General features: G+C 60.4%; 20 protein-coding genes, 1 tRNA gene and 1 pseudogene. 3 read left to right on the top strand and 19 right to left on the bottom strand.

Features of this window, described 5'->3' with window-relative positions; genetic code table 11:
* Positions 1 to 39: 39 nt before the first annotated feature.
* The 7 genes from KI237_RS27660 to rpsU form a co-directional block, all read right to left on the bottom strand.
* Entirely contained in the window at positions 40 to 282 is a 243-nt protein-coding gene (locus tag KI237_RS27660) for a hypothetical protein (protein ID WP_054594326.1), read from the bottom strand.
* A 10-nt stretch (positions 283 to 292) separates the two neighbouring features.
* Positions 293 to 793, bottom strand: a complete 501-nt coding sequence (locus KI237_RS27655; RefSeq protein WP_212797857.1) for a hypothetical protein — start codon at positions 791 to 793, stop codon at positions 293 to 295.
* Positions 794 to 1,115: 322 nt separating this feature from the next.
* A tRNA-Ile gene (locus KI237_RS27650) sits at positions 1,116 to 1,192 on the bottom strand.
* Positions 1,193 to 1,207: 15 nt separating this feature from the next.
* Entirely contained in the window at positions 1,208 to 4,951 is a 3,744-nt protein-coding gene (locus KI237_RS27645; protein WP_212797856.1) for a bifunctional diguanylate cyclase/phosphodiesterase, read from the bottom strand.
* Between the two features lie 126 nt (positions 4,952 to 5,077).
* Complete coding sequence (gene rpoD, locus KI237_RS27640; protein ID WP_212797855.1) at positions 5,078 to 6,925, bottom strand: RNA polymerase sigma factor RpoD; 1,848 nt, start codon at positions 6,923 to 6,925, stop codon at positions 5,078 to 5,080.
* Positions 6,926 to 6,992: 67 nt separating this feature from the next.
* Positions 6,993 to 8,951 (bottom strand): DNA primase, encoded by a 1,959-nt coding sequence (gene dnaG / locus KI237_RS27635; RefSeq protein WP_212797854.1) that lies wholly within the window; start codon positions 8,949 to 8,951, stop codon positions 6,993 to 6,995.
* A 479-nt stretch (positions 8,952 to 9,430) separates the two neighbouring features.
* Complete coding sequence (gene rpsU, locus KI237_RS27630) at positions 9,431 to 9,646, bottom strand: 30S ribosomal protein S21 (protein WP_002551877.1); 216 nt, start codon at positions 9,644 to 9,646, stop codon at positions 9,431 to 9,433.
* Positions 9,647 to 9,845: 199 nt separating this feature from the next.
* Here rpsU and tsaD point away from each other — a divergent pair, with 199 nt between their 5' ends.
* Positions 9,846 to 10,871 (top strand): tRNA (adenosine(37)-N6)-threonylcarbamoyltransferase complex transferase subunit TsaD, encoded by a 1,026-nt coding sequence (gene tsaD, locus KI237_RS27625; RefSeq protein ID WP_212797853.1) that lies wholly within the window; start codon positions 9,846 to 9,848, stop codon positions 10,869 to 10,871.
* Between the two features lie 8 nt (positions 10,872 to 10,879).
* On the opposite strand, the gene plsY is transcribed toward tsaD, so the two are convergent.
* Positions 10,880 to 11,449, bottom strand: a complete 570-nt coding sequence (gene plsY, locus KI237_RS27620) for a glycerol-3-phosphate 1-O-acyltransferase PlsY (protein ID WP_212797852.1) — start codon at positions 11,447 to 11,449, stop codon at positions 10,880 to 10,882.
* A gap of 74 nt (positions 11,450 to 11,523) precedes the next feature.
* Between plsY and folB the strand changes: the two genes are divergently transcribed.
* Together folB and folK are read left to right on the top strand one after the other, a co-directional pair.
* Complete coding sequence (gene folB, locus KI237_RS27615; RefSeq protein ID WP_039590767.1) at positions 11,524 to 11,877, top strand: dihydroneopterin aldolase; 354 nt, start codon at positions 11,524 to 11,526, stop codon at positions 11,875 to 11,877.
* Entirely contained in the window at positions 11,868 to 12,386 is a 519-nt protein-coding gene (gene folK, locus KI237_RS27610) for a 2-amino-4-hydroxy-6-hydroxymethyldihydropteridine diphosphokinase (protein ID WP_212797851.1), read from the top strand. Before folB ends, folK begins: the two co-directional genes overlap by 10 nt.
* Positions 12,387 to 12,486: 100 nt before the next feature.
* On the opposite strand, the gene KI237_RS27605 is transcribed toward folK, so the two are convergent.
* The 11 genes and pseudogenes from KI237_RS27605 to KI237_RS27555 form a co-directional block, all read right to left on the bottom strand.
* Positions 12,487 to 13,713: a multifunctional CCA addition/repair protein gene (locus KI237_RS27605; protein ID WP_212797850.1), complete on the bottom strand. Its 1,227-nt coding sequence runs from the start codon at positions 13,711 to 13,713 to the stop codon at positions 12,487 to 12,489.
* Between the two features lie 63 nt (positions 13,714 to 13,776).
* Positions 13,777 to 15,341, bottom strand: a pseudogene (locus tag KI237_RS27600) (SpoVR family protein).
* On the bottom strand, positions 15,338 to 16,609 hold the full coding sequence (locus tag KI237_RS27595; protein WP_003206179.1) for a YeaH/YhbH family protein: 1,272 nt from the start codon (positions 16,607 to 16,609) through the stop codon (positions 15,338 to 15,340). Before KI237_RS27595 ends, KI237_RS27600 begins: the two are co-directional and overlap by 4 nt.
* Before the next feature lie 113 nt (positions 16,610 to 16,722).
* Positions 16,723 to 18,645 carry a PrkA family serine protein kinase gene (locus KI237_RS27590; protein WP_212797849.1) on the bottom strand — a complete coding sequence of 641 codons (1,923 nt, stop codon included), beginning with the start codon at positions 18,643 to 18,645 and terminating at the stop codon, positions 16,723 to 16,725.
* Positions 18,646 to 18,944: 299 nt separating this feature from the next.
* Positions 18,945 to 19,274: a thiosulfate sulfurtransferase GlpE gene (gene glpE / locus KI237_RS27585; protein ID WP_212797848.1), complete on the bottom strand. Its 330-nt coding sequence runs from the start codon at positions 19,272 to 19,274 to the stop codon at positions 18,945 to 18,947.
* A 32-nt stretch (positions 19,275 to 19,306) separates the two neighbouring features.
* Positions 19,307 to 20,182: a symmetrical bis(5'-nucleosyl)-tetraphosphatase gene (locus KI237_RS27580; RefSeq protein WP_212797847.1), complete on the bottom strand. Its 876-nt coding sequence runs from the start codon at positions 20,180 to 20,182 to the stop codon at positions 19,307 to 19,309.
* Positions 20,182 to 20,562 carry a Co2+/Mg2+ efflux facilitator ApaG/CorD gene (gene apaG / locus KI237_RS27575; RefSeq protein ID WP_212797846.1) on the bottom strand — a complete coding sequence of 127 codons (381 nt, stop codon included), beginning with the start codon at positions 20,560 to 20,562 and terminating at the stop codon, positions 20,182 to 20,184. Before apaG ends, KI237_RS27580 begins: the two co-directional genes overlap by 1 nt.
* A gap of 115 nt (positions 20,563 to 20,677) precedes the next feature.
* Complete coding sequence (gene rsmA / locus KI237_RS27570) at positions 20,678 to 21,496, bottom strand: 16S rRNA (adenine(1518)-N(6)/adenine(1519)-N(6))-dimethyltransferase RsmA (RefSeq protein ID WP_212797845.1); 819 nt, start codon at positions 21,494 to 21,496, stop codon at positions 20,678 to 20,680.
* On the bottom strand, positions 21,493 to 22,482 hold the full coding sequence (gene pdxA / locus KI237_RS27565) for a 4-hydroxythreonine-4-phosphate dehydrogenase PdxA (RefSeq protein WP_212797844.1): 990 nt from the start codon (positions 22,480 to 22,482) through the stop codon (positions 21,493 to 21,495). Before pdxA ends, rsmA begins: the two co-directional genes overlap by 4 nt.
* Complete coding sequence (surA, locus tag KI237_RS27560) at positions 22,479 to 23,795, bottom strand: peptidylprolyl isomerase SurA (protein ID WP_212797843.1); 1,317 nt, start codon at positions 23,793 to 23,795, stop codon at positions 22,479 to 22,481. The genes pdxA and surA overlap by 4 nt, the downstream gene beginning before the upstream one ends.
* Complete coding sequence (locus tag KI237_RS27555) at positions 23,776 to 26,598, bottom strand: LPS-assembly protein LptD (protein WP_212797842.1); 2,823 nt, start codon at positions 26,596 to 26,598, stop codon at positions 23,776 to 23,778. The genes surA and KI237_RS27555 overlap by 20 nt, the downstream gene beginning before the upstream one ends.
* Positions 26,599 to 26,646: the final 48 nt, after the last annotated feature.

The following is a 26,646-nucleotide window of genomic DNA, read 5'->3' as shown; positions in this document are numbered from 1 at the left end:
TTTGGGTCAGAGACGGTACCGAGAAATCGTGCCCGGACTTCAGTCCCCCTCCGTGAACCGCCGCCGTGTCAGGAAAAGCACCACGCCCAGCGGCACGGCCAGTAGTGCTAGCAGCTCCAGGTCAAAACCCAGCACCTGCTGCTCACCAACCTTGAAGATGCTGACCAAACCCGTTGCCAGCAGCGCCAAACCCAGCCACTTGCGCAGCGGGTATGGTTTCAGAAACTGAACGAGGATCGCGCCCAGCACCAGAAGGACGACAGTTTGCATGATGTAGGGCATGTGCAGTTCCTCAGACCTTGATGACCAGCGTCACGACAGAGCGCTGTGGGCCAATCCCTCCATGGACCTCTCCCTCAATGCTGACCAGCACGTCACCTGCATGCAGGTTTGGCAGGGCCCCTTTGAGGTACCAGTTGACACCTGTCGTCACGACTGCACCTGAAGCCCAGCCAATGAGCGGCCCGCCCAACGCACCTACCCTCCCGGCAACGCCACCTGAGGCCGCAGCAATTCCCTTGGCAACGTTGCCGCGCATAGTGTTGATAGCATCGGCCTGCTGCCGGGTGAGGGGATTGGAAATGCAGACTGTCAGCAGGCATGGCAGGTTTCGAGCCTGCATTCGGTCGTACATATCGACGACCATGCCGTTGACTTGGTAATGGGCGCGTTTTGCTTCGCCAAAGTGCAGCTCGCGCAGGCGACCTCGGTCGCTTTCCATGAGGGTGATTTGAGACAGATTGAAGACGATCCCTTCCTCGGACCTGTACTGCGTGGTCTTCTCGAACTTCATGCGCGTATCCATTCGTGCAAAAAGACGATGATTTTCTACAAGCGGTGACTAAGATGCAAACGGTCTTTGATGTGAGGCTCCAGGGTATTTGACGTCTGCACGGGACTCATCGCCAGCAAGCCAACTCCCCGGTAACAACACATCGAGCGCGTCGGTTTTGTTTTGAGAACAGCACGCTAGGCATGTCAGTGTGGTGGACCCGGCACTGGCGGAATCTGCGCCTCGACAGGTGGTAGGCCCGCCTTACAGACTTTATGTAGACACGAAAATCAGCGCCCAATAAAAAAGGCCTACGCCGGTTAGACGTAAGCCTTTGATTGTTTGGTGGGCCCACACGGACTCGAACCGTGGACCAAAGGATTATGAGTCCTCTGCTCTAACCAACTGAGCTATAGGCCCTCAGTAGGCCGCGGATTATAACGACGGTTTCTCGGCTGTGCTATCCGAAAAATCCGAAACGGTCATACGAAGAAACGTTGCGGCAAACTCATCGGCGCACAGGGGCAGGCTGACGATGTAGCCCTGAATCTGTTCGCAACCTTCCTCGGTCAGGAATTGCTGTTGGGCCAGGGTTTCGACGCCCTCGGCGATGATGGTGAATTGCATGCTGCGGCCCAGGGCAATGATTGCCCGCACGATAGCCGCGTCGTGGGGGTCGTCGGGCAGGCCGCGGACGAAGGATTGGTCGATCTTGAGGATGTCCAGTGGCAGGCGCTTGAGGTAACTCAGGGAGGAATAGCCCGTGCCGAAGTCGTCGATGGCCAATTGCACGCCGAGTTTTTTCAGCTGGTGCAGCACCGTCAGGGCCTCTTCGGCCTGGCTCATGATGAAATTTTCGGTAATTTCCAGTTGCAATAGGCCGGGTTCGAGTTGGTGCTCGCGCAGCAGTTGTTCGATGCGCCCCAGTAGATTGGGTTGGCGCAGCTGGGCTCCGGCCAGATTGACCGACAGGGGGCCGAGGCTGTCGTAGGTGTCATTCCATTCGCACAGCTGCCGGCAGGCGCGCTCCAGTACCCAGTCGCCGATTTGCAGGATCATGCCGTTTTCTTCCGCCAAGGGAATGAAGTGCTCCGGCGGCACGTCGCCAAACGTGGGGTGAGTCCAGCGGATCAATGCTTCGGCACCCACCAGTTGGTTGTCGACGAGGCTGATTTTGGGTTGGAAGGACAATGACAACTCGTTGCGTTCAATCGCCCGCCGTAGCTCATGCTCCAAGGCCACTCGCTCACTGGCCTGAGCGGTGAGGTCGCGGGTGTAGCTTTCCACCCGGTTGCGTCCTTTGGCCTTGGAGCGGTACATCGCCGCGTCGGCATTCTTCACCAGTGTGGCGACGTCGCAGCCGTCCTGCGGGTAGAGGCTGGTGCCGATGCTGGCACTGATGAAGAACTCGTGCTCGCCGGCCTGGAACGGCGCAGCGAAGCAGTTCAACAGTTTCTGGGCGATGTGCTCGGCGTCGCTGGGCTGCTGCAAGCCAGGCAGCAGGATGATGAACTCGTCGCCGCCCAGGCGCGCCACGGTGTCGATGTCGCGCAGTTGCTCGCGCAAGCGCACGGCAATGCCCTTGAGCAGCAGGTCGCCGACCGGGTGCCCGAGGCTGTCATTGATGTGCTTGAAGCGGTCCAGGTCCAGGAACAGCACCGCACCCTGGCCGCCATTTTCCTGCTGGTTGTTCAAGGCTGTCAGCAAGCGGCTTTCGAACAGCGTGCGATTGGGCAAGCCGGTCAGTGGATCGTGGTGCGCCTGGTAATCGAGCCGGGCCTGGGCGTGTTTGAGGCTGGAGATATCGGCGAAGACCGCGACGAAATGGGTGATCTGTCGGTCCCGATTGCGCACCGCGCTGATGGTCAGCCAGCTGGGGTACAGCTCGCCGTTCTTGCGCCGGTTCGAGATCTCTCCCTGCCAGTGACCTTCCGCCGTCAACTGGTGCCACATCGCGGCATAAAACGCGCTGTCATGCAGGCCGGAAGCCAACAACCGAGGCGTATGGCCCAAGGCTTCGGTTTCGCTGTAGCCGGTGATTTCGGTGAAGGCCCGGTTCACGGCGCTGATGTGCTGTTGCGTATCGGTAATCAGCACACCTTCGGCAGTGCTTTCGAACACGGTGGCGGCCTGTTGCAGTTTCTCCTGCATGAGATGGCGTTCGGTGATGTCCCGGGCGATGGTCAGCATGCAGTCTTCGTTGCCGATGGGCAGCGGGCGACTGGAGACTTCGCAGAGCCGGATCTGCCCGTCGTTGCGACGGATATGGCAGCTGAAATCCCTGACGAAGCCGTCCCGTTTCAGCAGATCGAGCATCTGCTTGCGCTCGTTGAGATTGACCCAGATGCCCAGGTCCAAGGTGGAGCGGTCCACCGACAGGGCACTGTTGAAACCGGTAATGCGGCTGAAACCTTCGTTGACTTCAATCAGCAAGCCGTCGCTTTGCCGGGACAGCAGCAAGCCATCGGGCGAGGCGTGGAATGCCTTGGCGAACTTCTCTTCGGATGTCTGCAATTGCTGCTGGGTCTCCTTGAGCTGGCTGATGTCCCGCACCACCACGACCAGGGCTGGCGTCGTGTCGAGATCGAATGGCTCGGCGGAGATCAGCCCGGTGAACACCTGGCCATTGCTACGGCGAAAGGGCATTTCCAGATTGCGGATGCTGCCGGCCTGCAAGCGTTGCAACAGGCCCGGCCCCACGCCCTGGATGCCCCAGATATTCAGTTCGGTTGCGCTGTGTCCCACCACCTCGGCGGCGCTCAGGCCGATCTGCTCTTCGAAGGCCTTGTTGACCTCCAGCAGGCAACCGTCCAATAACCGTGCAATCACCAGGATGTCGGGGCACTGGCGGAACACCGAGGCAAATTTCTGCTCTGAAAGGCGCAGCGCTTCCTCGGTGCGCTTGGCTTCGCTGATGTCGATCATCAGCCCCCGCAGCACCGGTTCGTGCCCGTGTTCGATCAGGCTGACAATATCGCGCACCCAAAGGCAGCGGCCATCGGAGGTGATCACCCGATAATCGATGCAGTGGTCGCGACCCGCCAGCACTTCATGATCGCAGTAAGTCTGGGCACGGATCAGGTCGGCGGGATGAATGATGTTGCGCCAGAAGCCTGGGATCAGCCAATGGGAAAGGGGATAGCCGAGCAAGTCTTCGGCGTGGGGTGACACGTAGCTGTAAGTGAAATCGCTGACCCTTGCCTCCCAGGCGATGGCTGACAGGCTCTCCACCAGCCCGCGGTAATGGTATTCGCTGCTGCGCAGCTCCTGTTCCAGCTCGACCCGCCGGGCGATTTCCGAGCTGAGTCGGCGGTTGATGCGAATCACCACCGCCAGTATGCCGACCAGGAGCAGCAACGCAGGCAAGCCGTAAACCAGCAAGTCTGACCAGAGCTGGCGGTAGTCATGCACATTGCCAATCCATTTCTGCTGGATCTCGGCAACTTCGGCCGGGCTCATGTCCGCCATGACCTTGTCCAGGATACCCACCAATATCTTGTTGTCTCGAGGGACGGCCATTGCCAGCTGATAGCGATACGGCGTCTCCCCGCTGACATAGAGGCCTTCGAGCTTGAGTTGGCGCAGGTTCCAGACACTGGAGGCCAGATCACCCACTACCGCGTCCACTTCGTCGGTTGCCAGGGCTTGCAAGGCTGAACTGACGTTGGGCAGCGCCACGAGGTTCAGGTCGGGATGGTGATTGCGCAGCAATTCATGGGGGGCATAGTTCTCCACCACGGCGATTTTCAGCCCGTACAGTTCCTTGAGGTTGTGCGGCTGGGCGCCACCGCGATGGGCCAGGATGACAATGGGGAAATCCAGGTAAGGCCGAGTAAACGCCAGGTAGTTCTGGCGGTCCGGCGTGGACATGATGCCCGGCAAAAGGTCGATTTTGCCCTGTGCGACTTGCTCGAGCACGGCGGTCCAGCTGACCGGCTCGATGGGCGTGAGCTTGATGGCCAGCCGTTCGCGAATGATGTCGACGTAGTCGGCAGCCAGGCCCTGATAGCGGCCCTGGTCGTCACGAAACTCAAACGGCGGCCATGAGGCATCGATACCCAGGCGCAGGTCGGGGTGGTCCTTGAGCCAGCGGAGCTCCTCGTCGGTGAGCGTCAACGCGCCAGCTGTTGCGGTCCAGGTCATCAATGACAGCAAAAGCGCGGCCGTCAGTCTGGGCATCACTGTCTCGTCATGGCTTTGGGAGGATGATTCGAGTGTAGACGGACCACAGGGTGGTGAGGAGCGTAACGAAGGGGATTTTATCTGTGCATAACAAAACCCCGGCAGGGCCGGGGGTTTTTAAGGTCACTCGTCGAGGAAGGAGCGCAGATGCTCGCTTCGCGTCGGGTGGCGCAGTTTGCGCAACGCCTTGGCTTCGATCTGACGAATCCGCTCACGGGTTACATCGAACTGCTTACCAACTTCCTCAAGGGTGTGGTCGGTATTCATGTCGATGCCGAAGCGCATGCGCAGTACCTTGGCTTCACGGGCAGTGAGGCCGGAGAGTACTTCGCGAGTCGCTTCCTTGAGACTCTCGACAGTGGCGACATCGATCGGAGACTGCATGGTGGAGTCTTCGATGAAGTCACCCAGATGGGAGTCTTCGTCATCACCGATCGGGGTTTCCATGGAGATCGGCTCTTTGGCGATCTTCAGTACCTTGCGGATCTTGTCCTCAGGCATTTCCATGCGTTCGCCCAGCTCTTCCGGCGTCGGTTCGCGACCCATTTCCTGCAACATCTGCCGGGAAATACGGTTGAGCTTGTTGATCGTCTCGATCATGTGCACCGGGATACGGATGGTGCGGGCCTGGTCGGCGATCGAGCGAGTGATCGCCTGACGGATCCACCAGGTGGCATAAGTCGAGAACTTGTAGCCGCGACGGTATTCGAACTTGTCCACCGCCTTCATCAGGCCGATGTTGCCTTCCTGGATCAGGTCGAGGAATTGCAGGCCGCGGTTGGTGTACTTCTTGGCAATGGAGATCACCAGACGCAAGTTCGCTTCGACCATCTCTTTCTTCGCGCGACGGGCCTTGGCCTCGCCGATCGACATGCGACGGTTGATGTCCTTGATCTCGGCGATGCTCAGGCCGGTCTCGGCCTCCAGCGCACTGAGTTTCTGCTGGCAACGAACGATGTCCGGTTGCAGGCGGGCAATGGCTTCAGCGTATTTGCTCTTGCCCTTGGCCAGTGCATCGGTCCAGCTTTCGTCGACTTCGTTGCCAGGGAACTGGCGCAGGAAATCAGCACGCGGCATGCGGGCGTCACGCACGCAAAGCTGCATGATCGCGCGCTCTTGCTGGCGCAAGCGATCCAGGGCGCCGCGAACACGCTCGACCAGGCCTTCGAACTGCTTCGGTACCAGCTTGATCGGCATGAACAGCTCGGCCAGTGCCAACAGCTCGGCAATCGCCTGCTTATTGTTGCGGCCGTGCTTTTTCAGCGCCTTGCGGGTGATTTCCATCTGGTCGGCCACAGCGCCGAAACGCTGTGCTGCGATGACCGGATCCGGACCGCTTTCGGCTTCTTCCTCGTCGTCGCTCGCTTCGGCGTCGTCGTCATCGGTGTCGTCGTCGGCCTTGACAGCTTTCGCGTCGATCGGCGGCGGCACTTCGGCGGCAGGCGGCGCAATGCCGTCGTCCGGATCGATATAGCCGCTCAGGACGTCGGACAGGCGGCCACCTTCGGTGGTGACGCGGGTGTACTCGGAGAGAATATGGTCAACCGTGCCAGGGAAGTGCGCGATTGCGCCCATCACTTCACGGATGCCTTCTTCAATACGCTTGGCGATTTCGATTTCGCCTTCACGCGTGAGGAGCTCTACCGTACCCATTTCACGCATGTACATGCGCACGGGGTCGGTGGTGCGACCAATGTCGGTCTCGACCGCTGCCAACGCTGCGGCCGCTTCTTCAGCGGCCGCCTCGTCGGTATCGGCGTCGGCCAGCATAAGGGCATCCTTATCTGGAGCAACCTCGAATACGTTGATCCCCATGTCGTTGATCATGCGGATGATGTCTTCCACCTGTTCCGGATCTGAAATATCCTCCGGCAGGTGGTCGTTGACCTCCGCGTAAGTCAGGTAGCCCTGCTCACGACCCAATAGGATCAACTCTTTGATACGAGACTGCTGTTGCGCTTTTCCGGACATAACACCCTATCCACTGAAGGTCTTGGCGGGCAAAAAACAAGCCGAGGATTATACCTGAGCTGTGACCTCACGCGCCAGTTGAGGTCGGGTTTGATGCGCAAACATTGCGGCTGAGTAAGTCGCGCAATTGGTTTTTCTCTTCGCTGGTCAACTCGCTCTGGCGAGCTTTTCGCAGAAGTTGTTCCAGGTTTCGCTCGCGTTGGCGGGCGGACAAGCTAGTAATGGTGTCGAAAAACTGTTGTTCAAGGTTGTCTCCCTCAATCAGCCATTCCTTCTCGGCCAGGGCCTTCAACAGGCGCCCCTGCTCGGTGCCGTGCCACCGTGCAATCAACTGGAAAGAGTTTAGCTTGGGGTTCTTCTGCACGGCTTCCAGGAGTGCGACCAGCAATTGCGTATTGCTGTGGTCCTCGGCGGCGAAGTGCCCGGCGTCTTCTACTTTCTCCGCCAGTTGCGGGTGATGCAGCAAGGTGCGCAAGGCGGCCAGTGTTGGTGGTTCGACGGCGGCCGGCACGCGCGGGGCACGTGGCTGGTCGCGATCGCCGCGCTTGCCGTTCTTGTCCCAGGGTTTCTTGTCCCATTTTTTGCCGCCGCTACCGGGTTTTTTCGGTGTCCATTCCTGCTGGGGGGCGTAATCCTGCTGGGGTTGATGATAGTCGGCGAAATCCGGCATCGCGTCGTAATCGATGCCCGGGTCATAAGCCGGCGGCGCCTCCTGGGGGGCGCTGTGCACCAGTTGATTGACCGCTTCGCTGTTCAGGCCGGTGATCTCGGTCAGGCGCTGGCGCATGAGTGTGCGCAGGTTGGCGCCGGGCACCTTGTCGATCAGCGGTGCCGCGAGGGTGGCCATGTGGGCCTTGCCTTCGAGGGAGCGTGGGTCGGCTTCTTCGGTCAATTGCTGGAAAAAATAGTCGGCCAACGGTTGTGCGTGCTGATTGATCCGCGCACGGAACGCGTCGGTACCTTCGGAGCGCACCAGGGTGTCCGGATCCTCGCCCTCGGGCAGGAACAGAAAGCGTGCCCGGCGTCCGTCCTGCAGGCACGGCAAGGTGGCCTCCAGTGCGCGCCAGGCGGCGTTACGGCCGGCCTGGTCGCCGTCGAAGCAGAACAGCACGTTGGGCACCACGCGAAACAGGCGCTTCATGTGCTCTTCGCTGGTGGCCGTGCCCAGGGTCGCTACGGCGTTGCGCAGGCCTTGCTGGGCCAGGGCAATAACGTCCATGTAGCCTTCGACGACAATGATTTCATCGAGGTTGCGGTTGTTCTTGCGTGCTTCGTACAGGCCGTAGAGTTCCTGGCCCTTATGGAACACTGGGGTTTCCGGGGAGTTCAGGTATTTGGGCTTGTCGTCGCCCAGTACCCGACCACCAAAGGCGATGATCCGCCCGCGTGTGTCGCGGATCGGAAACATGACCCGGTCGCGGAAGCGGTCGTAGCGCTTGCCGGTCTCGGCGTTTTCGATCAGCAGGCCAGCGTCGATCATGGCGCGCTGTTGCAGCGTATCGCTGCTTAGGTGCTTGTACAGGTTGTCCCAGCCGGGCGGGGCGAAGCCGAGGCCGAAGTCCCGGGCGATTTCGCCAGTCAGGCCGCGGCCCTTGAGATACTCCACCGCGGCCTTGCGTGCCGGATGGCTTTTGAGGGCCTGGCGATAAAAGTCCGCCGCCGCCGTCAGCAGTGGGTAAAGCGGAGAATCGGTCGGTTGGCGTGGCTTGTGCTGTCGACCGCTTTCCTCCCGGGGTATTTCCATGCCCGCGGCTTTGGCCAGTTCTTCGACGGCCTGGGGGAAGTCCAGGTTGTCGTGGTCCATCAGGAAGCCGAGGGCATTGCCGCCAGCGCCGCAGCCGAAGCAATAGTAGAACTGCTTGTCGGGGCTGACGCTGAAAGAAGGTGTTTTCTCTTTATGGAACGGGCAGCAGGCCGTGTAGTTCTTGCCCGCTTTCTTCATTTGCAGGCGAGAGCTGACCACGTCGACGATGTCGGTGCGGTTCAGGAGGTCGTCAATAAAGCTCTGGGGAATCAGCCCGGCCATGGCGTTCTCATCATCACTGCGCGAAATATGGACCCGAAATCGGCAGGCGTAACCGGGTCTGGGTTTGAGGCACGCTAAATCGGTGGCTCGACCGGGTCGTCTGCATCATCGCTGTCGGGAAGTGTATCTGCCGATAATCCACTGACGTTAATAACTATCAGTATTCGACTGTTTGAATGTGTTGCGCTGAGTCCGGTAACGGCTGTTCAGGCCTCGGATAGCTCATGAAGCGGACACGCAGGCAGGTGCCTTGGGCTGATCGTCGTTAGAGGAATCAGGGTGTGCTCGTCGGTAGCCTTGGAAGGCTCGTCAGGAAAGACGTGCACCGCTGGCAAAAGAGCCAGGTCTGACGCGGTGAAGCAGGTTGTCTTGGTCGCGTCTGCGGCTTTGACAGTGAAGCATCAAGCGTTATTCCGCAAATGCCATAAGCCCGGCTTGAAGGCCGGGCTTGGCAGAAGCTTGCTACGGACGTCTGTGTATTAGTACAGACGTACGGCGCGGCGCTGTTCGCGCTGAACTTTCTTGGCGTGACGCTTAACAGCGGCTGCTGCCTTGCGCTTACGCTCAGAAGTCGGCTTCTCGTAGAATTCGCGGCTACGAACTTCAGCCAGAACACCGGCTTTTTCGCAGGAGCGCTTGAAACGACGCAGAGCTACGTCGAAGGGTTCGTTCTCTTTTACTTTGACGGCTGGCATCCAGAGCTACCTTCATTCATTACCGGGGTCAACATCCTCGCGGCAAAAGAGCACTTGAAGACGTCGGTTTTTAAGGGTTGCGGATGTTAACCCCTCAACGCTCGGAATGCAAAGCCTCTGATCGAAAACCGCTGGTCGGGGCACAACGCGGCGACTATTATGCGCGCCTTCGAATTCAGCCTCTACAAGGCGCAAACCCATGCTAGTACTGGGATTAGAAACCTCCTGCGACGAAACCGGTGTCGCACTTTACGACAGTGAGCGCGGCCTGCTGGCCGATGCGCTGTTCAGCCAGATCGACCTGCACCGCGCCTATGGCGGGGTGGTGCCCGAGCTTGCCTCCCGCGATCACGTCAAGCGCATGCTGCCCTTGATCCGCCAGGTCCTGGCCGACGCTGGCTGCGTGCCGACCGAGATCGACGGCATCGCCTACACCGCTGGCCCGGGCCTGGTGGGCGCGTTGCTGGTGGGCGCTTCCTGTGCCCAGGCGCTGGCCTTTGCCTGGGGGATTCCGGCCCTGGGCGTGCATCACATGGAAGGCCACCTGTTGGCGCCGATGCTGGAGTCGCAGCCGCCGCAATTTCCGTTCGTCGCTTTGTTGGTATCGGGCGGCCATACGCAGCTCATTCGGGTCGATGGCATCGGCCAATACGAGCTGCTCGGCGAGACGCTCGACGATGCTGCCGGCGAAGCGTTCGACAAGACTGCAAAAATGATGGGCCTCAATTATCCCGGTGGGCCGGAAATCTCCCGGCTTGCAACGCAAGGGGTCGATGGGCGTTTCGTATTCCCGCGGCCGATGTGCGACCGTCCCGGCCTGGATTTCAGTTTCAGCGGGTTGAAGACCTTCGCCCTGAATACCTGGCAGCAGCGCGTCAGCGCCGGGGACGACAGTGAGCAAGCCCGTTGCGACATCTCGCTGGCGTTCCAGCAGGCCGTGGTGGAGACTTTGACCATCAAGTGCAAGCGCGCCCTTAAACAGGCCGGGCTCAAGCGCCTGGTGATCGCTGGCGGCGTGAGCGCGAACAAGGCCTTGCGGACATCGCTGGAGAAAATGCTCGGCGACATGAAGGGCGACGTTTACTACGCCAGGCCGGAGTTCTGTACAGATAACGGCGCGATGATTGCCTTTGCCGGTTGCCAGCGTTTGCAGGCCGGCCAGCATGAAAGCCTGGCGATCAGCGTACAGGCGCGGTGGCCGATGGAGCAGTTGGCGCCGCTGTGAAGAGTGATTTAAAAATGCCGTTCGCGCCCGGCGAACAGGTCGCGTAGATTGCCCCGGTGACGCCAGACGATCAGCGCTACCAGTGCGCTCATTGGCAGTAAGGCCGCCGGTTCCTGCCAGGCCAGCAACGGCAGGGTCAGCGGTGTGGCGATCAGCGCGGCCAGGGAGCTGGTGCGGGTCAGGTAGAACGTCAGCAGCCAGGCACAGACAGCCAGCAGGGCGGCGGGCGGGTACAGGCCCAGCAGCATGCCGGCGGCGGTGGCGACACCTTTGCCGCCACGAAAGCGAAAGTACAGCGGGAATAGATGGCCGATGACGGCGCAGACGCCGATCCAGGCCTGTTGCTGCAACGAGAGCCCTGCGAGGCTGGCGATCAATACCGGGACAAGGCCTTTGCAGAGGTCGCCCAGCAGGGTCAGGATGGCGAGTTTGCGTCCGGCCAGGCGCAGCATGTTGGTGGCGCCGGCATTGCCTGAGCCACTCATTCGCGGATCCGGGCGACCGGTCAGGCGGCTGAGCAAAATGGCGAAGGACAGCGAGCCGAGCAGGTAGGCGAGAATCGCCAGTAACCAAAACATGCTAACCATTCCGGGCGAGGACGCCCTGATTCTAACGGCGCATTGCGCCCTTGTCGTGCTGCGGAGAAGAGTGCTTGGACAGAGTGTTTATCGAGGGCCTGGAAGTCGACACGGTAATCGGGGCCTACGACTGGGAGCGAGGCATCCGACAGTGCCTGCGGCTTGACCTGAGCTTCGCCTGGGACAACCGCCCGGCCGCCGCGGGCGACGACCTGACCTTGGCGCTCGACTACGCCAGCGTATCGTCACGCATCCAGGCGTTTGCCGAGCAGGCGCAGTTCCAATTGGTCGAGACCTTTGCCGAGCGACTGGCCCAGGAGCTCATGGATGAGTTCAAGATCACCTGGTTGCGTCTGAAAGTGACCAAGCCCGGCGCCGTACCGGCGGCCAGCGGCGTTGGCGTGGAGATCGAGCGCGGATGTCGCTGACTCAGGTTTTTCTCGGGCTCGGCAGCAATATCGAGCGTAAAACCCATCTGTGCGCCGGACTGGAAGCCTTGGCCGGTTTCCTGGTGGACATGCGCTGTTCGGCTGTGTTCGAGAGCCAGCCGGTGGGTATCAAGAGCGGGCCATTCTTCAATTTCGTCGTCTCAGCCTTCACGGACCTGCCGCTGATGGAGCTCGATCGTCGTCTCAAGTTCATCGAGGCGGACAACGGTCGCTATGCGCCGGACCGCAAGGGGCTGCCGCTGGATATCGACGTGTTGTTGTATGGCGAACAGGTCGGCAACTTCGATGGGTTGATCCTGCCGCGCGCGGAAATCCTCAAGAACGCCTTCGTCCTATGGCCTTTGTCGTTGATCGCGCCGGATCGGATTCACCCAGGTGTGGGCAAAAGCTTCGCCACTTTGTGGGAAGAATCGCAGATCGACCAGGTGCTGGCGCCAGTGGCTTTCGAGTGGCGCGGCCAGCAGCTGACGCCATCGAATCTGCGCTGAGGCGCCTGCCGCTATCGCGAGCAAGCTCCCCTGTGGGAGCGAGCTTGCTCGCGATGACGGCGGAACATCCAGCAAAAATGCCAACCGACACGACCTCCCGTCAGCTCGCCGCTTCCTTGTAGCCTTTCAACGCCTTGAGACGCTCGCGCTTGATCGCCTCACCCAGCTCCGGCCCCTTGAAGCCTTTCTCCAGCAAGGGCTGCACCGCCACTGCGCGGGCGGCTGCCGCTGCGCCGCGCAGATAATCAGCCTGTGGATAACTTCGCTCTTCAAGTCCTTTGCGCCCCCGTGCATCCATCTCGCAGGCTGCGATGAATTCCTCGAAGCGCTGAGGTCGACGGTACACATCGAAACTCTGCAGCAGCTCAAGCAAAGTAGACGCCTTGAGCTCCAGCGCGCGATGACCATGGGTGTGGTATTGGCCAACCAATAACGCCAGTTCCTGACAGTCTCGAGGCGCCTTGAAGCGCTCGTTGACCGCTTTGATCAGCTTCAACCCCGTGTGTTCATGGGCAATGTGTCGCGGCCATTCGTGTTGAGGCGTCAGGCCTTTGCCCAGGTCATGGAGCAGGCAGGCCCAGCGGACCGTCAGCGGTTGTCGGTGCAGGGCGGCTTGTTCCAACACGCTCAGGGTATGGACGCCGGTGTCGATTTCCGGGTGATGGGCTTCAGGCTGGGGCACGCCAAACAGCGCATCGACCTCTGGCATCAGGACCTTGAGGGCCGTGCAGTCGCGCAACACCTGGATAAATACCTGTGGCTGCTTTTCCATGAGGGCGCGGGAAATTTCTTTCCAGCTGCGCTCGGCCGTCAGTGCTTCCAGCTCGCCGGAATCGCTGAGTTGGCGCATCAGTTCAAGGGTTTCGTCCGCCACCTTGAAACCCAGCGGAGCATAACGCGCGGCGAAGCGGGCAACCCGCAGGACTCGGAGCGGATCTTCGGCGAAAGCAGGGGAAACGTGGCGTAGCACCCGGGCTTCCAGGTCGCGCTGGCCGTGGTACGGATCGGTCAGTTTGCCGTGGTCATCTTCGGCCATGGCGTTGATCGTCAAGTCCCGACGAACCAGGTCTTCCTCCAGGGTCACTTCAGGGCTGGCATGGAACACGAAGCCGCCATAGCCTCGGCCGCTCTTGCGTTCGGTGCGGGCGAGGGCGTACTCCTCGCCGCTCTTCGGGTCGAGGAATACCGGAAAATCGGCCCCCGCCGGGCGAAATCCCTTGGCGAGCATTTCCTCGGCGGTGGCCCCCACCACGACCCGATCGATATCGGTGACGGGAATGCCCAGCAGGCGGTCGCGAACGGCGCCGCCGACTTTATAGATCTGCATAAAAAACCTCCGTTGGTCCGACAGGATAACCTTTGCGTCGGACGTCCGGAGGCGAAAACGGGATCAAAGATGAATGACGGCCAGGTCCAGGCGACCATAGTCTCCTTCGGCTTGTTCGCTTCTGGGGGGACGTGATGGGTTTTCATCACCTGGTCGCCTTGCAGGGTTTCCAAGTGGATATCGAAACCCCAGAGGCGATGCAGGTGCTTGAGCACTTCGTCGGTGGAGTCGCCCAGTGGTTTGCGATTGTGCGCCTGGTGCCGCAGGGTCAGCGAGCGATCCCCGCGGCGGTCGATGCTGTAGATCTGCACATTGGGTTCGCGATTGCCCAGGTTGTACTGCGCCGCCAGGGTTTCGCGGATGATGCGGTAGCCGCCCTCATCGTGAATGGCAGGTACTAGCAGGTCATCTTTCTGATCGTCATCGAGGATGCTGAACAACTTCAGGTCGCGAATCACCTTGGGCGAGAGGTACTGCAGGATGAAGCTTTCGTCCTTGAAACTGCTCATGGCGAATTTAATGGCAGACAACCAGTCCGAGCCGGCGATTTCCGGGAACCAGCGACGATCTTCCTCGGTAGGGTTCTCGCACATGCGCCGGATGTCTCGGTACATGGCGAAGCCCAGTGCGTAAGGGTTGATACCGCTGTAGTAAGGGCTGTCGAAGCCAGGCTGGAACACCACGCTGGTGTGGGACGTCAGGAACTCCATCATGAAGCCGTCGGTGACCAGGCCCTCGTCGTACAGGTCGTTCATCAGCGTGTAGTGCCAGAACGTGGCCCAACCCTCGTTCATGACCTGGGTTTGGCGCTGTGGATAAAAGTACTGGGCAATCTTGCGCACAATGCGCACGATTTCCCGCTGCCACGGCTCCAGCAGTGGCGCGTGTTTTTCAATGAAATAGAGAATGTTCTCCTGCGGCTCGGCAGGGAACCGGGCATTGTCTTTTTCGTTGTACTTGTCTGCACCTTTGGGAATGGTGCGCCACAGGTCGTTGATCTGTTTCTGCAGGTGTTCTTCGCGGTCCTTTTGGCGCCGGCGTTCTTCTTCGGCGGAAATCGGATAGGGCCGCTTGTAGCGGTCCACGCCGTAGTTCATCAGGGCGTGGCAGGAGTCCAGCAGGTCCTCGACCGCGTCGATACCATGGCGCTCCTCGCATTGCATGATGTACTGCTTGGCGAACACCAGGTAATCGATGATCGAGCTGGCGTCGGTCCACGTGCGGAACAGGTAGTTGCCCTTGAAGAAGCTGTTGTGCCCATAGCAGGCATGCGCGACCACCAGGGCCTGCATGCAGATGGTGTTTTCTTCCATCAGGTAGGCAATGCATGGATCGGAGTTGATGACGATCTCGTAGGCCAGCCCCATCTGGCCGCGGCTGTAGGATTTCTCGGTACTGAGGAAGTGCTTGCCGTATGACCAGTGGTGATAGCCCAGCGGCATGCCAACCGACGCGTAGGCGTCCATCATCTGCTCGGCGGTGATCACCTCGATCTGGTTCGGGTAGGTGTCGAGGGCATAGCGGTCCGCGATACGGCTGATTTCGCGGTCGTAGGCCTGGATCAGCTCGAACGTCCATTCGGAGCCGGTGGAAATGGGCTGGCGCTTCTGCTCTTTTTTGGCGGTCATGTCACTAACCTGCGCTGGAAGAGTTCACGGAAGACCGGGTAGATATCCCCGGCCGAGACCAGTTGCTGTTGGGCAAATGTGTCGGAAAAAGCTTCGGCAATCCGTTCGTATTCGTACCACAAGGCCTGGTGTTCGCGTGGAGTAATCTCCACATAAGTGTAGTACTGGACGAATGGCATGATCTGGTTGATCAGGATGTCACGGCAGATCGGTGAGTCGTCGTTCCAGTTGTCGCCGTCCGAGGCCTGGGCCGCATAGATGTTCCATTCATTGGCGGGATAACGTTCGGCCATGATCTCCTGCATCAGTTTCAAGGCGCTGGAGACAATGGTGCCGCCGGTTTCCCTGGAGTAGAAAAATTCCTCTTCGTCCACTTCCCTGGCGCTGGTGTGATGGCGGATGAACACTACATCGATCTTGTCGTAGTTTCGCTTCAGGAACAGGTACAACAGGATGAAGAAACGCTTGGCGATGTCCTTGGTGGCCTGGGTCATGGAACCGGACACGTCCATCAGGCAGAACATCACCGCCTTGGAACTGGGGTTTGGCTGTTTCACCAGCAGGTTGTACTTGAGGTCGAATGTGTCGAGGAACGGTACGCGGTGGATGCGGGCGCTGAGTTTCTCGATTTCCGCTTCAAGGTCCTGAATGTCGCCGAAGTTGTCGGGTTCTTCGCGTTTCAGGCGGGCCAGTTCTTCCTTGGCCTCGCGCAATTTTGCCCGGCTGCTGCCCGACAGCGCGATACGCCGTGCGTGGGCTGAGCGAAGGGTACGGATGATGTTGATGCGTGATGGATTGCCTTCATTGCTGATGCCGGCACGCACGGTCTTGAAGGTGTCGGTGCCGGTCAGGTTACGCTTGACCAGGTTCGGCAACTCCAGGTCCTCGAACATGAACTCGAGGAATTCCTCCTGGGTGATCTGGAACACGAACTCATCCATGCCCTCGCCGGAATTGCCGGCCTTGCCGGGCCCCTTGCCGCCGCCTCCGCCTTGGGGGCGGGGGATGTGCTCGCCACTGGTGAATTCCTTGTTGCCGGGGTGCACGACGGTCTGTTTGCCACCGCGACCATGGTGAAGCACCGGCTCGTCGATGTCGCGACCGGGGATACTGATCTGTTCGCCGTGTTCCATGTCGGTAATGGAACGCCGGCTGACCGCCTCTTCGACGGCCTTCTTGATGTGGTCACGGTAACGCCGCAGAAACCGCTGGCGGTTCACCGTGCTCTTGTTCTTGCCATTAAGGCGTCGGTCGATCACATAGCTCATAGGCCCCTCCGGGGGAGCTTCAAGTCGTAAGCCTCAAGCTGCAAGGGGCGTGGCGTCGAGCCATGGGCTCAACGCCGTTCCCTTGCAGGCTGTAGCTAGAAGCTTGCCGCTGCTTACTGCGATTTGCGGACCCGCAGATACCACTCGGAGAGCAGTCGTACCTGTTTGTCGGTGTAGCCACGTTCGACCATGCGTGTGACGAAATCGTTGTGTTTTTGCTGGTCCTCCTTGCTGGCCTTGGCGTTGAAGCTGATGACTGGCAGCAGGTCTTCGGTGTTGGAGAACATTTTCTTCTCGATGACCACCCGCAGCTTTTCATAGCTGAGCCAGGTTGGGTTCTTGCCGTTGTTGTTGGCCCGGGCGCGCAGTACGAAGTTGACGATCTCGTTGCGGAAGTCCTTCGGATTGCTGATGCCCGCCGGTTTCTCGATTTTTTCCAGTTCCTCGTTGAGGGCCACGCGATTGAGTATTTCGCCGGTTTCCGGGTCGCGGTATTCCTGGTCCTGGATCCAGAAGTCTGCGTACAGCACGTAGCGGTCGAAGATGTTCTGGCCGTACTCGCTGTAGGACTCCAGGTACGCCGTCTGGATTTCCTTGCCAATGAACTCGATGTAGCGCGGGGCCAGGTATTCCTTGAGGAAGCGCAGGTAACGCTCGCGGGTTTCGGCCTGGAATTGCTCCTGCTCGATCTGCTGTTCCAGCACATACAGCAGGTGAACCGGGTTGGCTGCGATCTCGTGAGGGTCGAAGTTGAAGACCTTGGACAGGATCTTGAACGCGAAACGTGTGGACAGCCCGTTCATCCCTTCATCGACCCCCGCGTTGTCGCGGTATTCCTGGATCGACTTGGCCTTCGGATCGGTGTCCTTGAGGTTTTCACCGTCGTACACGCGCATCTTCGAATAGATGTTGGAGTTTTCCGGTTCCTTGAGGCGTGACAGCACTGTGAACTGGGCAAGCATCTTCAGGGTGTCGGGTGCGCAATGAGCCTTGGACAGCGAGCTGTTGAACAGCAGCTTGTCGTAGATCTTCACCTCGTCGGTCACTCGCAGGCAGTACGGCACCTTGACGATGTAGATCCGGTCGATGAAGGCCTCGTTGTTCTTGTTGTTGCGGAAGGTATGCCATTCCGATTCGTTGGAGTGGGCCAGCAGTATGCCGGTGAACGGGATGGCCCCCAGGCCCTCGGTGCTGTTGTAGTTGCCCTCCTGGGTTGCGGTCAGCAAGGGGTGCAGCACTTTGATGGGTGCCTTGAACATTTCGACGAATTCCATCAGGCCCTGGTTGGCCCGGCACAGCGCACCCGAATAGCTGTAGGCGTCGGCGTCGTTCTGTGGGAATTCTTCCAGTTTGCGGATATCGACCTTGCCCACCAGGGCGGAAATATCCTGGTTGTTTTCGTCGCCCGGTTCGGTCTTGGCCACGGCGATCTGGTTGAGGATCGATGGGTAGAGCTTGACCACCCGGAACTGGCTGATGTCACCGCCGAACTCGGCCAGGCGCTTCGTCGCCCATGGCGACATGATGGTATTGAGGTAGCGGCGTGGAATGCCGAAGTCTTCCTCGAGGATCGCGCCGTCCTCGGTGGCATTGAACAGCCCCAGGGGCGATTCGAACACCGGCGAGCCCTTGATGGCGTAGAAGGGTACTTTTTCGATCAGTTGCTTGAGCTTCTCGGCCAGGGACGATTTACCACCACCCACGGGGCCGAGCAGATAAAGGATTTGTTTCTTCTCCTCCAGGCCCTGGGCGGCATGGCGGAAATAGGACACGATCTGTTCGATGCATTCTTCCATCCCGTGGAAGTCTGCAAAGGCCGGATAGCGGCGAATCACCTTGTTGGAAAAGATTCGCGAGAGCCTCGAGTTGGTCGAGGTATCCAGCAGCTCCGGTTCTCCGATTGCCAGCAACAGACGCTCCGCAGCCGATGCATAGGCGCTGCGCTCCTGCTTGCAGAGTTCGAGGTACTCCTGCAGCGTGTATTCCTCCTGCCGCGTGGACTCGAAACGTTGCTGGAAGTGGCTAAAAATGCTCATGACGTCACCTCGCTCGATACGTGGAGCCGGTGGCGGATCAATCAGTCGATGCTGGACAGCCGCTGGGAACCCAGTTGCCGTTTACCCCCCAGAATGCTTTCAAGAATGCAGGCTCCTGAAAGCTTACTCCCGATGACCCGTGCGCCGGTGTACCGGCTCTCCCCTGTTTTGGATGGCCTGAGGCTAAGGATAGTTCGGAATCGGAGAGGTAAAGGTGGAATGCGTAATTAGTTGTGGCAGACCGTTCGTCTGCCATTGCTCAAGCCCACGGTTCACGCGGGCTTGGCCGGCATAAAAAATTATTCGTGAGTGTCCTGCGCTGTTTCTGAAGGATAAGTCGCGCGCCACAACTCAAAACCGCCGTCCAGGCTATAAACGTCGCTGAAGCCCTGGCTGACCAGATAAGCGGCTGCGCTCTGGCTGGAGTTGCCGTGATAGCAGACCACGACCGTTGGTGCGTCGAGGTCGGCGGCTCGGATGAAGTCGGCGATGGAGTGGTTATCCAGGTGCCTGGAACCACTGATGTGCAACGCCGCAAAAGTGGCTGGGTCGCGGACATCGACAACGACCGCGCCTTGCTCGCGCAGGGCCTGGGCCTGTTCCGGGGGGATGCGTTTGAATTCGCTCATGAGGGGCTCCTGTAGCTAAAGCGCAACGCCGGTCAAACGGCAGTGCCGACCGGTAATGGGGCAGGGGGCGGGTAATGGGTTTTGGCGTGGCCCTGTTCATCGCAATCGCAATGCAGTTGCTCGCCAGTGTCGACATTCATCAGGGTCATGGCGCTGCCCCATACGCAACCGGTATCGAGGGCGAAGACGCCGGGTTCGTCGGATTGGCCGCCCAGTGCCGCCCAGTGCCCGAAAATGATCTTCAGGTTACGGGTCTTGCGCTCACTGTGCTTGAACCAGGGGGCATAGCCGGGCGGCGCCGTCTCGATGCCTTCCTTGCCCTTGAGGTCGAGTTTGCCGTCGCGGGTGCAGAAGCGCATGCGCGTGAAATAATTGGTGATGACGCGAAGACGAGCGTTGCCGGTGAGGTCGTTGTCCCACTTGACCGGCTCGTTGCCGTACATGCCATCCAGGTAGGGGGCGAACAGATTGTCGTCGCGCAACGCCTTTTCGACTTCGCCAGCGCACTTGAGCGCCTTGCGCAGGGACCATTGGGGCGGGATGCCAGCATGGACCAGTGCGAGGTTGCGCTGCTCGTCATAGTGCATGAGCTTCTGCTGGCGCAACCACTCCAGCAACTCAACGCAATCGGGGGCGTCGAGGATCTCGCTCAAGGTGTCGGATTTTTTCAGGCGTTCGATGTTCTGCCAGGCAGCCAGCAGATGCAGGTCGTGGTTGCCGAGCACGCACACCAGCGACTGGCGGATGCTGTAGAGAAAACGCAACGTCTCGAGGGACTGCGGGCCACGGTTGACCAGGTCGCCCACCAGCCACAGGGTGTCTCTTTGAGGATCGAAGGCGACGCGTTCCAGCAGGCATTTGAGCGGGTCGAGGCAGCCTTGCAGGTCGCCGACCGCATACGTGGCCATTAGTGCAGGGCTCCGGGCACGGCCAGGCGAAAGGGCTTGATGACGGCGTCGAAGCGTTTGCCGTCCTCGGCCAGCATCTGGTAGGTGCCCTGCATGGTGCCGACCTTGGTGGTCATCACCGTGCCGCTGCTGTAGCTGTGGCTGTTGCCGGCGTCAATCAACGGCTGCTGGCCGACCACACCTTCGCCACGCACTTCTTCGACATGGCCATCGCCGTCGGTGATGATCCAGTGCCGCGACAGTAGCCTGGCCGGCAAGGAGCCGTTATTGCGCACGGTAATGCTGTAGGCGAAGGCGAAGCGGTCATGCTCGGGTTGCGACTGTTCTGCCAGAAAACGGGTGGTGACGCTGACGTCGACCTGGTAACGAGGATCGGACATGCAAAAAGGCCTTAAAAGCGAAGCGGGACGCGGGCGCGAGTCAGGAGATCAGTCTAGGCCAACTATCGGGTAGTAGACCAGATGGGTGTACTTCCCGATAGCGATCGTCACCCGTTCAGTTGGCGTCGACTTGCGGGGTGACCTGTTCACTGAGTTTGTCGGCCAGGCGCACGAAAGCGGCGAGGTCCAACTGTTCGGGGCGCAGGCTGCCATCGACGCCAGCGGCTTCGATTTCGGCGCTGCTGAGCAGCAGTTTCAAGGTGTTGCGCAAGGTCTTGCGGCGCTGGTTGAACGCTTCGCGCACCACCCGCTCCAGCAGGCGATGATCCTTGGCCGGGTGTGGCAGGACGGCGTGGGGCACCAGTCGGACGATGGCCGAATCGACCTTCGGTGGCGGGTTGAATGCACCCGGGCCTACGTTGAACAGGTGTTCGACCCGGCAATGGTACTGGACCATGATCGACAGGCGACCCCAGTCACCACCGCCAGGACCGGCGGCGAGGCGCTCGACCACCTCTTTTTGCAGCATGAAGTGCATGTCACGGATCAGGCCTGCGTTGCTCAGCAGGTGGAAGATCAGCGGCGTGGAGATGTTGTACGGCAGGTTTCCCACCACCCGCAGGCTGTTCGGCGCGGCGTTCAGGCTATTGAAGTCGAACTTCAGCGCGTCGCCCTGGTGCAGGCTGAAATTGCTCCTGCCGGCGAACTGCTGGTTGAGGATAGGGACCAGGTCCTTGTCCAGTTCCACCACGTCCAGTTGCGCGCCGCTGTCGAGCAGGCCTTCGGTCAGGGCGCCCTGGCCCGGGCCGATTTCCAATAGGCGATCGTCGGGCTTGGCCCGGATGGAGCGCAGGATGCGATCGATCACGCCGGCGTCATGCAGGAAGTTCTGGCCGAAGCGCTTGCGCGCGCGGTGTTGGTATTGCTCGGTCATAAATGGGTCTCGGCCATCTGGTAGGCGGTTTCCAGCGCGACTTGCAGGCTGCCGGTATCGATCTTGCCGCTGCCGGCCAGGTCCAGGGCGGTGCCATGGTCCACGGAGGTGCGGATGATCGGTAGGCCCAACGTTACGTTGACCGCTGCGCCGAAGCCTTTGTACTTCAGCACGGGCAGGCCCTGGTCGTGGTACATCGCCAGCACCGCGTCGCAGTGCTCCAGATATTTTGGGGTAAACAGAGTGTCGGCAGGCAGCGGGCCACGCAGGTCCATGCCCTCGCTGCGCAAGCGCTCCAAAGTGGGTTCGATGATATCGATTTCTTCACGGCCCAGGTGTCCGCCTTCACCCGCATGGGGATTGAGCCCACAAACGAGGATGCGTGGCTGGGCGATGCCGAATTTTTCCTGCAGGTCGGCGTGCAGGATACGCGCGACCCGCTCCAGGCGTTCCGGGGTAATGGCGTCGGCGATGTCCCGCAAGGGCAGGTGAGTGGTCACCAGGGCCACTCGCAGGCCACGGGTGGCGAGCATCATCACCACTTGCGCGGTGTGGGTCAGCTCAGCCAGGAATTCGGTGTGCCCGGAGAAGGCAATCCCGGATTCGTTGATCACGCCTTTGTGCACCGGTGCGGTGATCATGCCGGCGAACGCTCCGTCCAGGCAGCCTTCGCCGGCGCGGGTCAGGGTTTGCAGGACGAACGCGGCGTTGGCCTTGTCCAACTGCCCGGTGACGACCGGGGCGCCCAGGGGGGTATCCCAGACGTACAGGCTGTTGGCGGGCGCCGGGACGTCCGGCCAGGCCTGCGGTGTCACCGGCAACAGGTCGACAACCACCCCCAGTTGCGCGGCCCGCTCAAGGAGCAGGTCGCGGTTGGTGATGGCAATCAGGGGATGTGGCTGGGCTTGCGAGGCGAGCAGCAGGCACAGGTCGGGACCGATGCCGGCTGGTTCGCCGGGTGTCAGCGCGAAACGCTTGGGTTTCACTGCGCTGCCTGGTCTGCACCAGGAAGTTTGATTTCAACGTAGGCTTCGTCGCGAATCTGACGCAGCCAGGTTTGCAGCTCTTCGTCGTATTTGCGGTTGCGCAATACGGTCATCGCCTGCTGTTCGCGAGCCTGGGTGGTGCTGTCAGTGGCGCGGCGGCCAAGGACTTCCAGCACGTGCCAGCCATAAGGGCTCTTGAACGGCTTGGACAGCTGGCCTTGCGGCGTGTCGGCCATGACCTGGCGGAATTCCGGAACCAGTGCATTGGGGTCAACCCAGTTCAGGTCGCCGCCGTTGAGGGCCGAGCCCGGGTCTTCCGAGAAATTCTTCGCCAGCTCAGCAAAGTCTTCGCCCGCTTCGATGCGATCGTAGAGTTTCTCCGCCAGGCGCTTGGTCTCGGCTTCGCTGCGAATCTCGCTTGGCTTGATCAGGATGTGGCGAACATGCACTTCGTCACGGACCTGGGTTCCACCACCGCGTTTTTCCAGCACTTTCAGGATGATGAAGCCGCCTGGCGTGCGCGCCGGCTGGGTGATGTCGCCCACGGCCATGGCGCTCAGTTCGCGGTCGAACGGAGGTGGCAGTTGAGCGGGCTTGCGCCAGCCCATGTCACCGCCTTCCAGGGCGTTGTCGCTGCCCGACTTGGCAATGGCCATCTGACCGAAATCGGCGCCTTGCTTGAGCTGCTGGTAGACATCCATTGCCTGGCGATAAGCGCTCTGGATCGCTTCGGAGTTAGCGCTTTCCGGGGTCGGAATCAGGATGTTCGCCAGGTGCAGTTCTTCGGACAGCTGCATCTTGCCCAGGTCCGAGGCGAGGAAGTTCTTCACTTCCTGCTCCGACACCTGGATGCGTTCGGCCACACGGCGCTGACGCACACGGCTGATGACCATTTCGCGGCGGATCTGATCGCGGGCGTCCTCGTAGGAGAGACCGTCGCGAGCCAGGGCGGCACGGAACTGGTCGATGCTCATGTTATTGCGCTGGGCAATGGTGCCGACGGCCTGGTTCAGCTCTTCATCGGTGATGCGGATGCCGGAACGTTCGCCGATCTGCAGTTGCAGGTTCTCGACGATCAAGCGCTCCAGCACCTGCTGGTCCAGCACGCCCGGAGGCGGCAGGCCGCCACCGCGCTTGGCGATGGTTTGCTGCACTTCATGGACGCGCTGGTCCAGTTGGCTCTGCATGACCACGTCGTTGTCGACGATGGCCACCACCTTGTCGATGGATTGAACCGCGGCGTTGGCCGCAGTGCCCAGGAACAACGCGCCCAGCATCAGCGGGCGCAGACAATCAGAAAGCTTGGTCTTCACGTTCACGATAACCTTGGATGCCTTTGTCGAGGAAGCTCTCTACCTTGGCGCCAGTGAGGCCGCCGAGTCCCTTCAGAACAATTTGGAGGAAGACGCCGTGGTCGCCTTTTTCGTTTTGCGGGGCGTCTTGACTGAATTCGTCGTAGTCGACCCAGTAACGGTTGATCACGCGCAGTTTCCAGCAGCAGTTGTCGTATTCGAAACCACCGAAGGCTTCCAGGGTACGATTGCGGTTGTAGTCATACTGCCAGCGGCTGATGGCGTTCCACTGCGGCACGATCGGCCAGATGACCGAGAAGTCGTGCTGCTTGATCTTGTAGTAGTCCTTCACGTAGCCAGCTGTACCCGGCGTGCCGTAGTCGCCGCCGCCCACTTGCCACCGACCGGTTGTCTGGTCGTAGCGGACCAGGTCGTTGCGATAGCGATAACCGGCGTTGATGACCTTGTTCGGGTTGTCTTGCGGCTGGTAGTGGAACATCGCGCTGCCCGAGCGTGGGCTGTGGGTGTCCGGGTCCCAGTTGTAGTCGGCCGTGGTGCGCCAATCGCGGTTCCAGCGATATTCGTATTCCAGGGCATAAGGCGAGACGCTGGAATGCGCGTCTTCACGCGTCTTGAAGTCGATACCTGGCAGTTGGACTTCGCGGTCCTTGAAGTAGAAGGCCTGGCCGACGCTGATGCGCTGGCGCTCGAAGCCGTCTTCCTGGATCCAGCGGTTGGTCACGCCCAGGGACAGCTTGTTCTCGTCACCGACACGGTCGGAGCCGCTGAAGCGGTTGTCCCGGAACAGCGACGAATAGCTGAAGGTGCTTTCGCCGGTATCGAAGACTGGGATGTCGCTTTGGTCTTTCTCCGGTACATAGAGATAGAACAGGCGAGGTTCCAGGGTCTGGCGGTAGTTCTTGCCGAACCACTGGGTGTCCCGGTCAAAGTACAGGCCGCTGTCGATGCTGGCGATTGGAACGCCACGGCTTTGGCTGCTGCTGTAGGTGCCGTTCAGGCGGTCGCCCTCGGCGCCCTGCACGTCAATGTCGGCCTTGCCTTGATTATCGAGGTCCAGGTCATACCGCGTGTACTGGTATTTGAGCGACGGCTTGACGAAGCCATAGCTCGTACTCATTGGCAGGCTCATGACCGGCGCCAGATTCATCCGGTCACCGGTGGCGCGGGCCAGGCCCCGAACGTTGGTGTCCAGGAATGGCGTTCCTATTGTCCCGTCATTATTGAACGGACCACCGTCCTTATCCCTATACCTGCCAGTCCTCAAATCCCGATCAAAGCGCACGAATTCCGTGTTGTAAGCAAAGTTCAACCCGCCCGGATGCTGCGGCAGGGCGCCGTTGAAGGTGAGTTGCGGCAAGCGGTCATACGGCGTGATGTTCGAGATCGTCGCCATCTGGTAAGCCTGGACGTTCAGGCGGGCAGTGTACGTGTCACCCCGATAGCTGACCGCGCCCTGCTGATTCACGTAGTCCCTGGACTCGACGCCGATCTGGTCGGTCTGCAAGTCCTGGAAGTAGTAGGGGTCGCTGATCTTGGTGTAGTCGACTTCCGTCAGCACGCGGGAGTCGAGGCCACCCTTGTGCTGCCAGTTGTACATGTAGCGGGTCTTGCTGTAGTCGGTCTGCTGGCTGCGATCGTCATCTTCGTCGTTGAGGTACGCGGCGCCGAACTGACCTTCGCTGGACTTGGTCAGGTAGCGGAACTCGCCTTCCATCAACAGGCCGCGCTTGCTCATGTAGCGCGGGTACAACGTGGCGTCGTAGTTCGGCGCCAGGTTGAAGTAGTACGGGGTAACCAGCAGGAAGCCGGTGTCGCTGCCGCTGCCGATGGTCGGTGGCAGGAAGCCGGACTGGCGACGGTCGTCGATCGGGAAATAGATATAAGGCGTGTACAGGACTGGAATGTCCTTGACCCGCAACGTCACGTTGGTCGCTGTACCGAAGCCGGTCGCCGGGTTCAGGGTGATGTTGTTGCCCTTGAGCGTCCAGGCGTTGCTGTTCGGTTCGCACGTGGTGTACGTACCGTCCTTGAGGCGGATGATCGCGTTCTCGGCGCGCTTGGCGTACAGCGCGTTACCGCGGATACGCGACTTGTGCAGCACGTATTCGGCGTTGTCGACCTTGGCTTCGCCGGTGTCCAGCTGTACATCGGCATGGTCGCCGACGATCAGTGCACCGTTGTCGCGAACGCGTACGTTACCGCTCAGCTCACCGCGGTTCTCCGCCTGGTACAGGCTGGCCTCATCGGCCTCGACCTGCATGCTGCCCTGGCGCATGACCACGTCGCCGGCCAGGGTCGCCACCTGTTCTTCCTGCTGATAGCGTGACGCCTTGGCGCCGAGGAAGGTGGGGGCGTCGCTCTTGGCCGTCTTGTCGTTCATGCCAGGACGGGTCGGCTCGATATAGGCACCCGAGCAGTAAGGCCCGGTTTCAGCCAATTGCGCCGGGGTGAGGTTCTCTCGTGGAACCCAATCCAGGTGACTGTAGTCTGCACTGCGCGACTTCAGGCCACGGCCCTTGGCTTCGGTAACGAGCATCGGCTTTTCGCCGGCTTCCTCGCCCGAGCTGCTGTCAGCCGGAGCCGCGCCGCTGTCGGAGACCGCACTGCCATCATGCACGGGACGCGGCGGCAACGCGGCGGCCGGTGTCTTGGGCGCACAGTCCCAGGCACCCGAAGCGGAGACGGAGCAGTCATACTGCTGCGCCGCGACGACGAATGAAGAGGCCAGGGGTTGCAGGGCCAGCAGACTGCCGGTAACCAGCAACGGAAATTTTTTACGAAACGCGGGGGATTTCAATGCCATCTTATTAGTCCGGGCTTCCTGCGTGCCATCTGCCCGCGGTGTGGGCCG

The organism is Pseudomonas sp. St316, from assembly GCF_018325905.1.
In the GTDB taxonomy this organism is placed as follows: domain Bacteria; phylum Pseudomonadota; class Gammaproteobacteria; order Pseudomonadales; family Pseudomonadaceae; genus Aquipseudomonas.
The sequence above is the reverse complement of the archived record's forward strand: the minus strand, read 5'-3'. Positions and strand labels throughout refer to the sequence as shown.

What these genes read in the sequence shown, in the direction of transcription:
- KI237_RS27660 (WP_054594326.1), bottom strand. Translation starts at nt 282, where the DNA reads ATGCCCTACATCATGCAAACTGTCGTCCTTCTGGTGCTGGGCGCGATC.
- KI237_RS27655 (WP_212797857.1), bottom strand. Translation starts at nt 793, where the DNA reads ATGAAGTTCGAGAAGACCACGCAGTACAGGTCCGAGGAAGGGATCGTC.
- KI237_RS27645 (WP_212797856.1), bottom strand. Translation starts at nt 4,951, where the DNA reads ATGCCCAGACTGACGGCCGCGCTTTTGCTGTCATTGATGACCTGGACC.
- rpoD (WP_212797855.1), bottom strand. Translation starts at nt 6,925, where the DNA reads ATGTCCGGAAAAGCGCAACAGCAGTCTCGTATCAAAGAGTTGATCCTA.
- dnaG (WP_212797854.1), bottom strand. Translation starts at nt 8,951, where the DNA reads ATGGCCGGGCTGATTCCCCAGAGCTTTATTGACGACCTCCTGAACCGC.
- rpsU (WP_002551877.1), bottom strand. Translation starts at nt 9,646, where the DNA reads ATGCCAGCCGTCAAAGTAAAAGAGAACGAACCCTTCGACGTAGCTCTG.
- tsaD (WP_212797853.1), top strand. Translation starts at nt 9,846, where the DNA reads ATGCTAGTACTGGGATTAGAAACCTCCTGCGACGAAACCGGTGTCGCA.
- plsY (WP_212797852.1), bottom strand. Translation starts at nt 11,449, where the DNA reads ATGTTTTGGTTACTGGCGATTCTCGCCTACCTGCTCGGCTCGCTGTCC.
- folK (WP_212797851.1), top strand. Translation starts at nt 11,868, where the DNA reads ATGTCGCTGACTCAGGTTTTTCTCGGGCTCGGCAGCAATATCGAGCGT.
- KI237_RS27605 (WP_212797850.1), bottom strand. Translation starts at nt 13,713, where the DNA reads ATGCAGATCTATAAAGTCGGCGGCGCCGTTCGCGACCGCCTGCTGGGC.
- KI237_RS27595 (WP_003206179.1), bottom strand. Translation starts at nt 16,609, where the DNA reads ATGAGCTATGTGATCGACCGACGCCTTAATGGCAAGAACAAGAGCACG.
- KI237_RS27590 (WP_212797849.1), bottom strand. Translation starts at nt 18,645, where the DNA reads ATGAGCATTTTTAGCCACTTCCAGCAACGTTTCGAGTCCACGCGGCAG.
- glpE (WP_212797848.1), bottom strand. Translation starts at nt 19,274, where the DNA reads ATGAGCGAATTCAAACGCATCCCCCCGGAACAGGCCCAGGCCCTGCGC.
- KI237_RS27580 (WP_212797847.1), bottom strand. Translation starts at nt 20,182, where the DNA reads ATGGCCACGTATGCGGTCGGCGACCTGCAAGGCTGCCTCGACCCGCTC.
- apaG (WP_212797846.1), bottom strand. Translation starts at nt 20,562, where the DNA reads ATGTCCGATCCTCGTTACCAGGTCGACGTCAGCGTCACCACCCGTTTT.
- rsmA (WP_212797845.1), bottom strand. Translation starts at nt 21,496, where the DNA reads ATGACCGAGCAATACCAACACCGCGCGCGCAAGCGCTTCGGCCAGAAC.
- KI237_RS27555 (WP_212797842.1), bottom strand. Translation starts at nt 26,598, where the DNA reads ATGGCATTGAAATCCCCCGCGTTTCGTAAAAAATTTCCGTTGCTGGTT.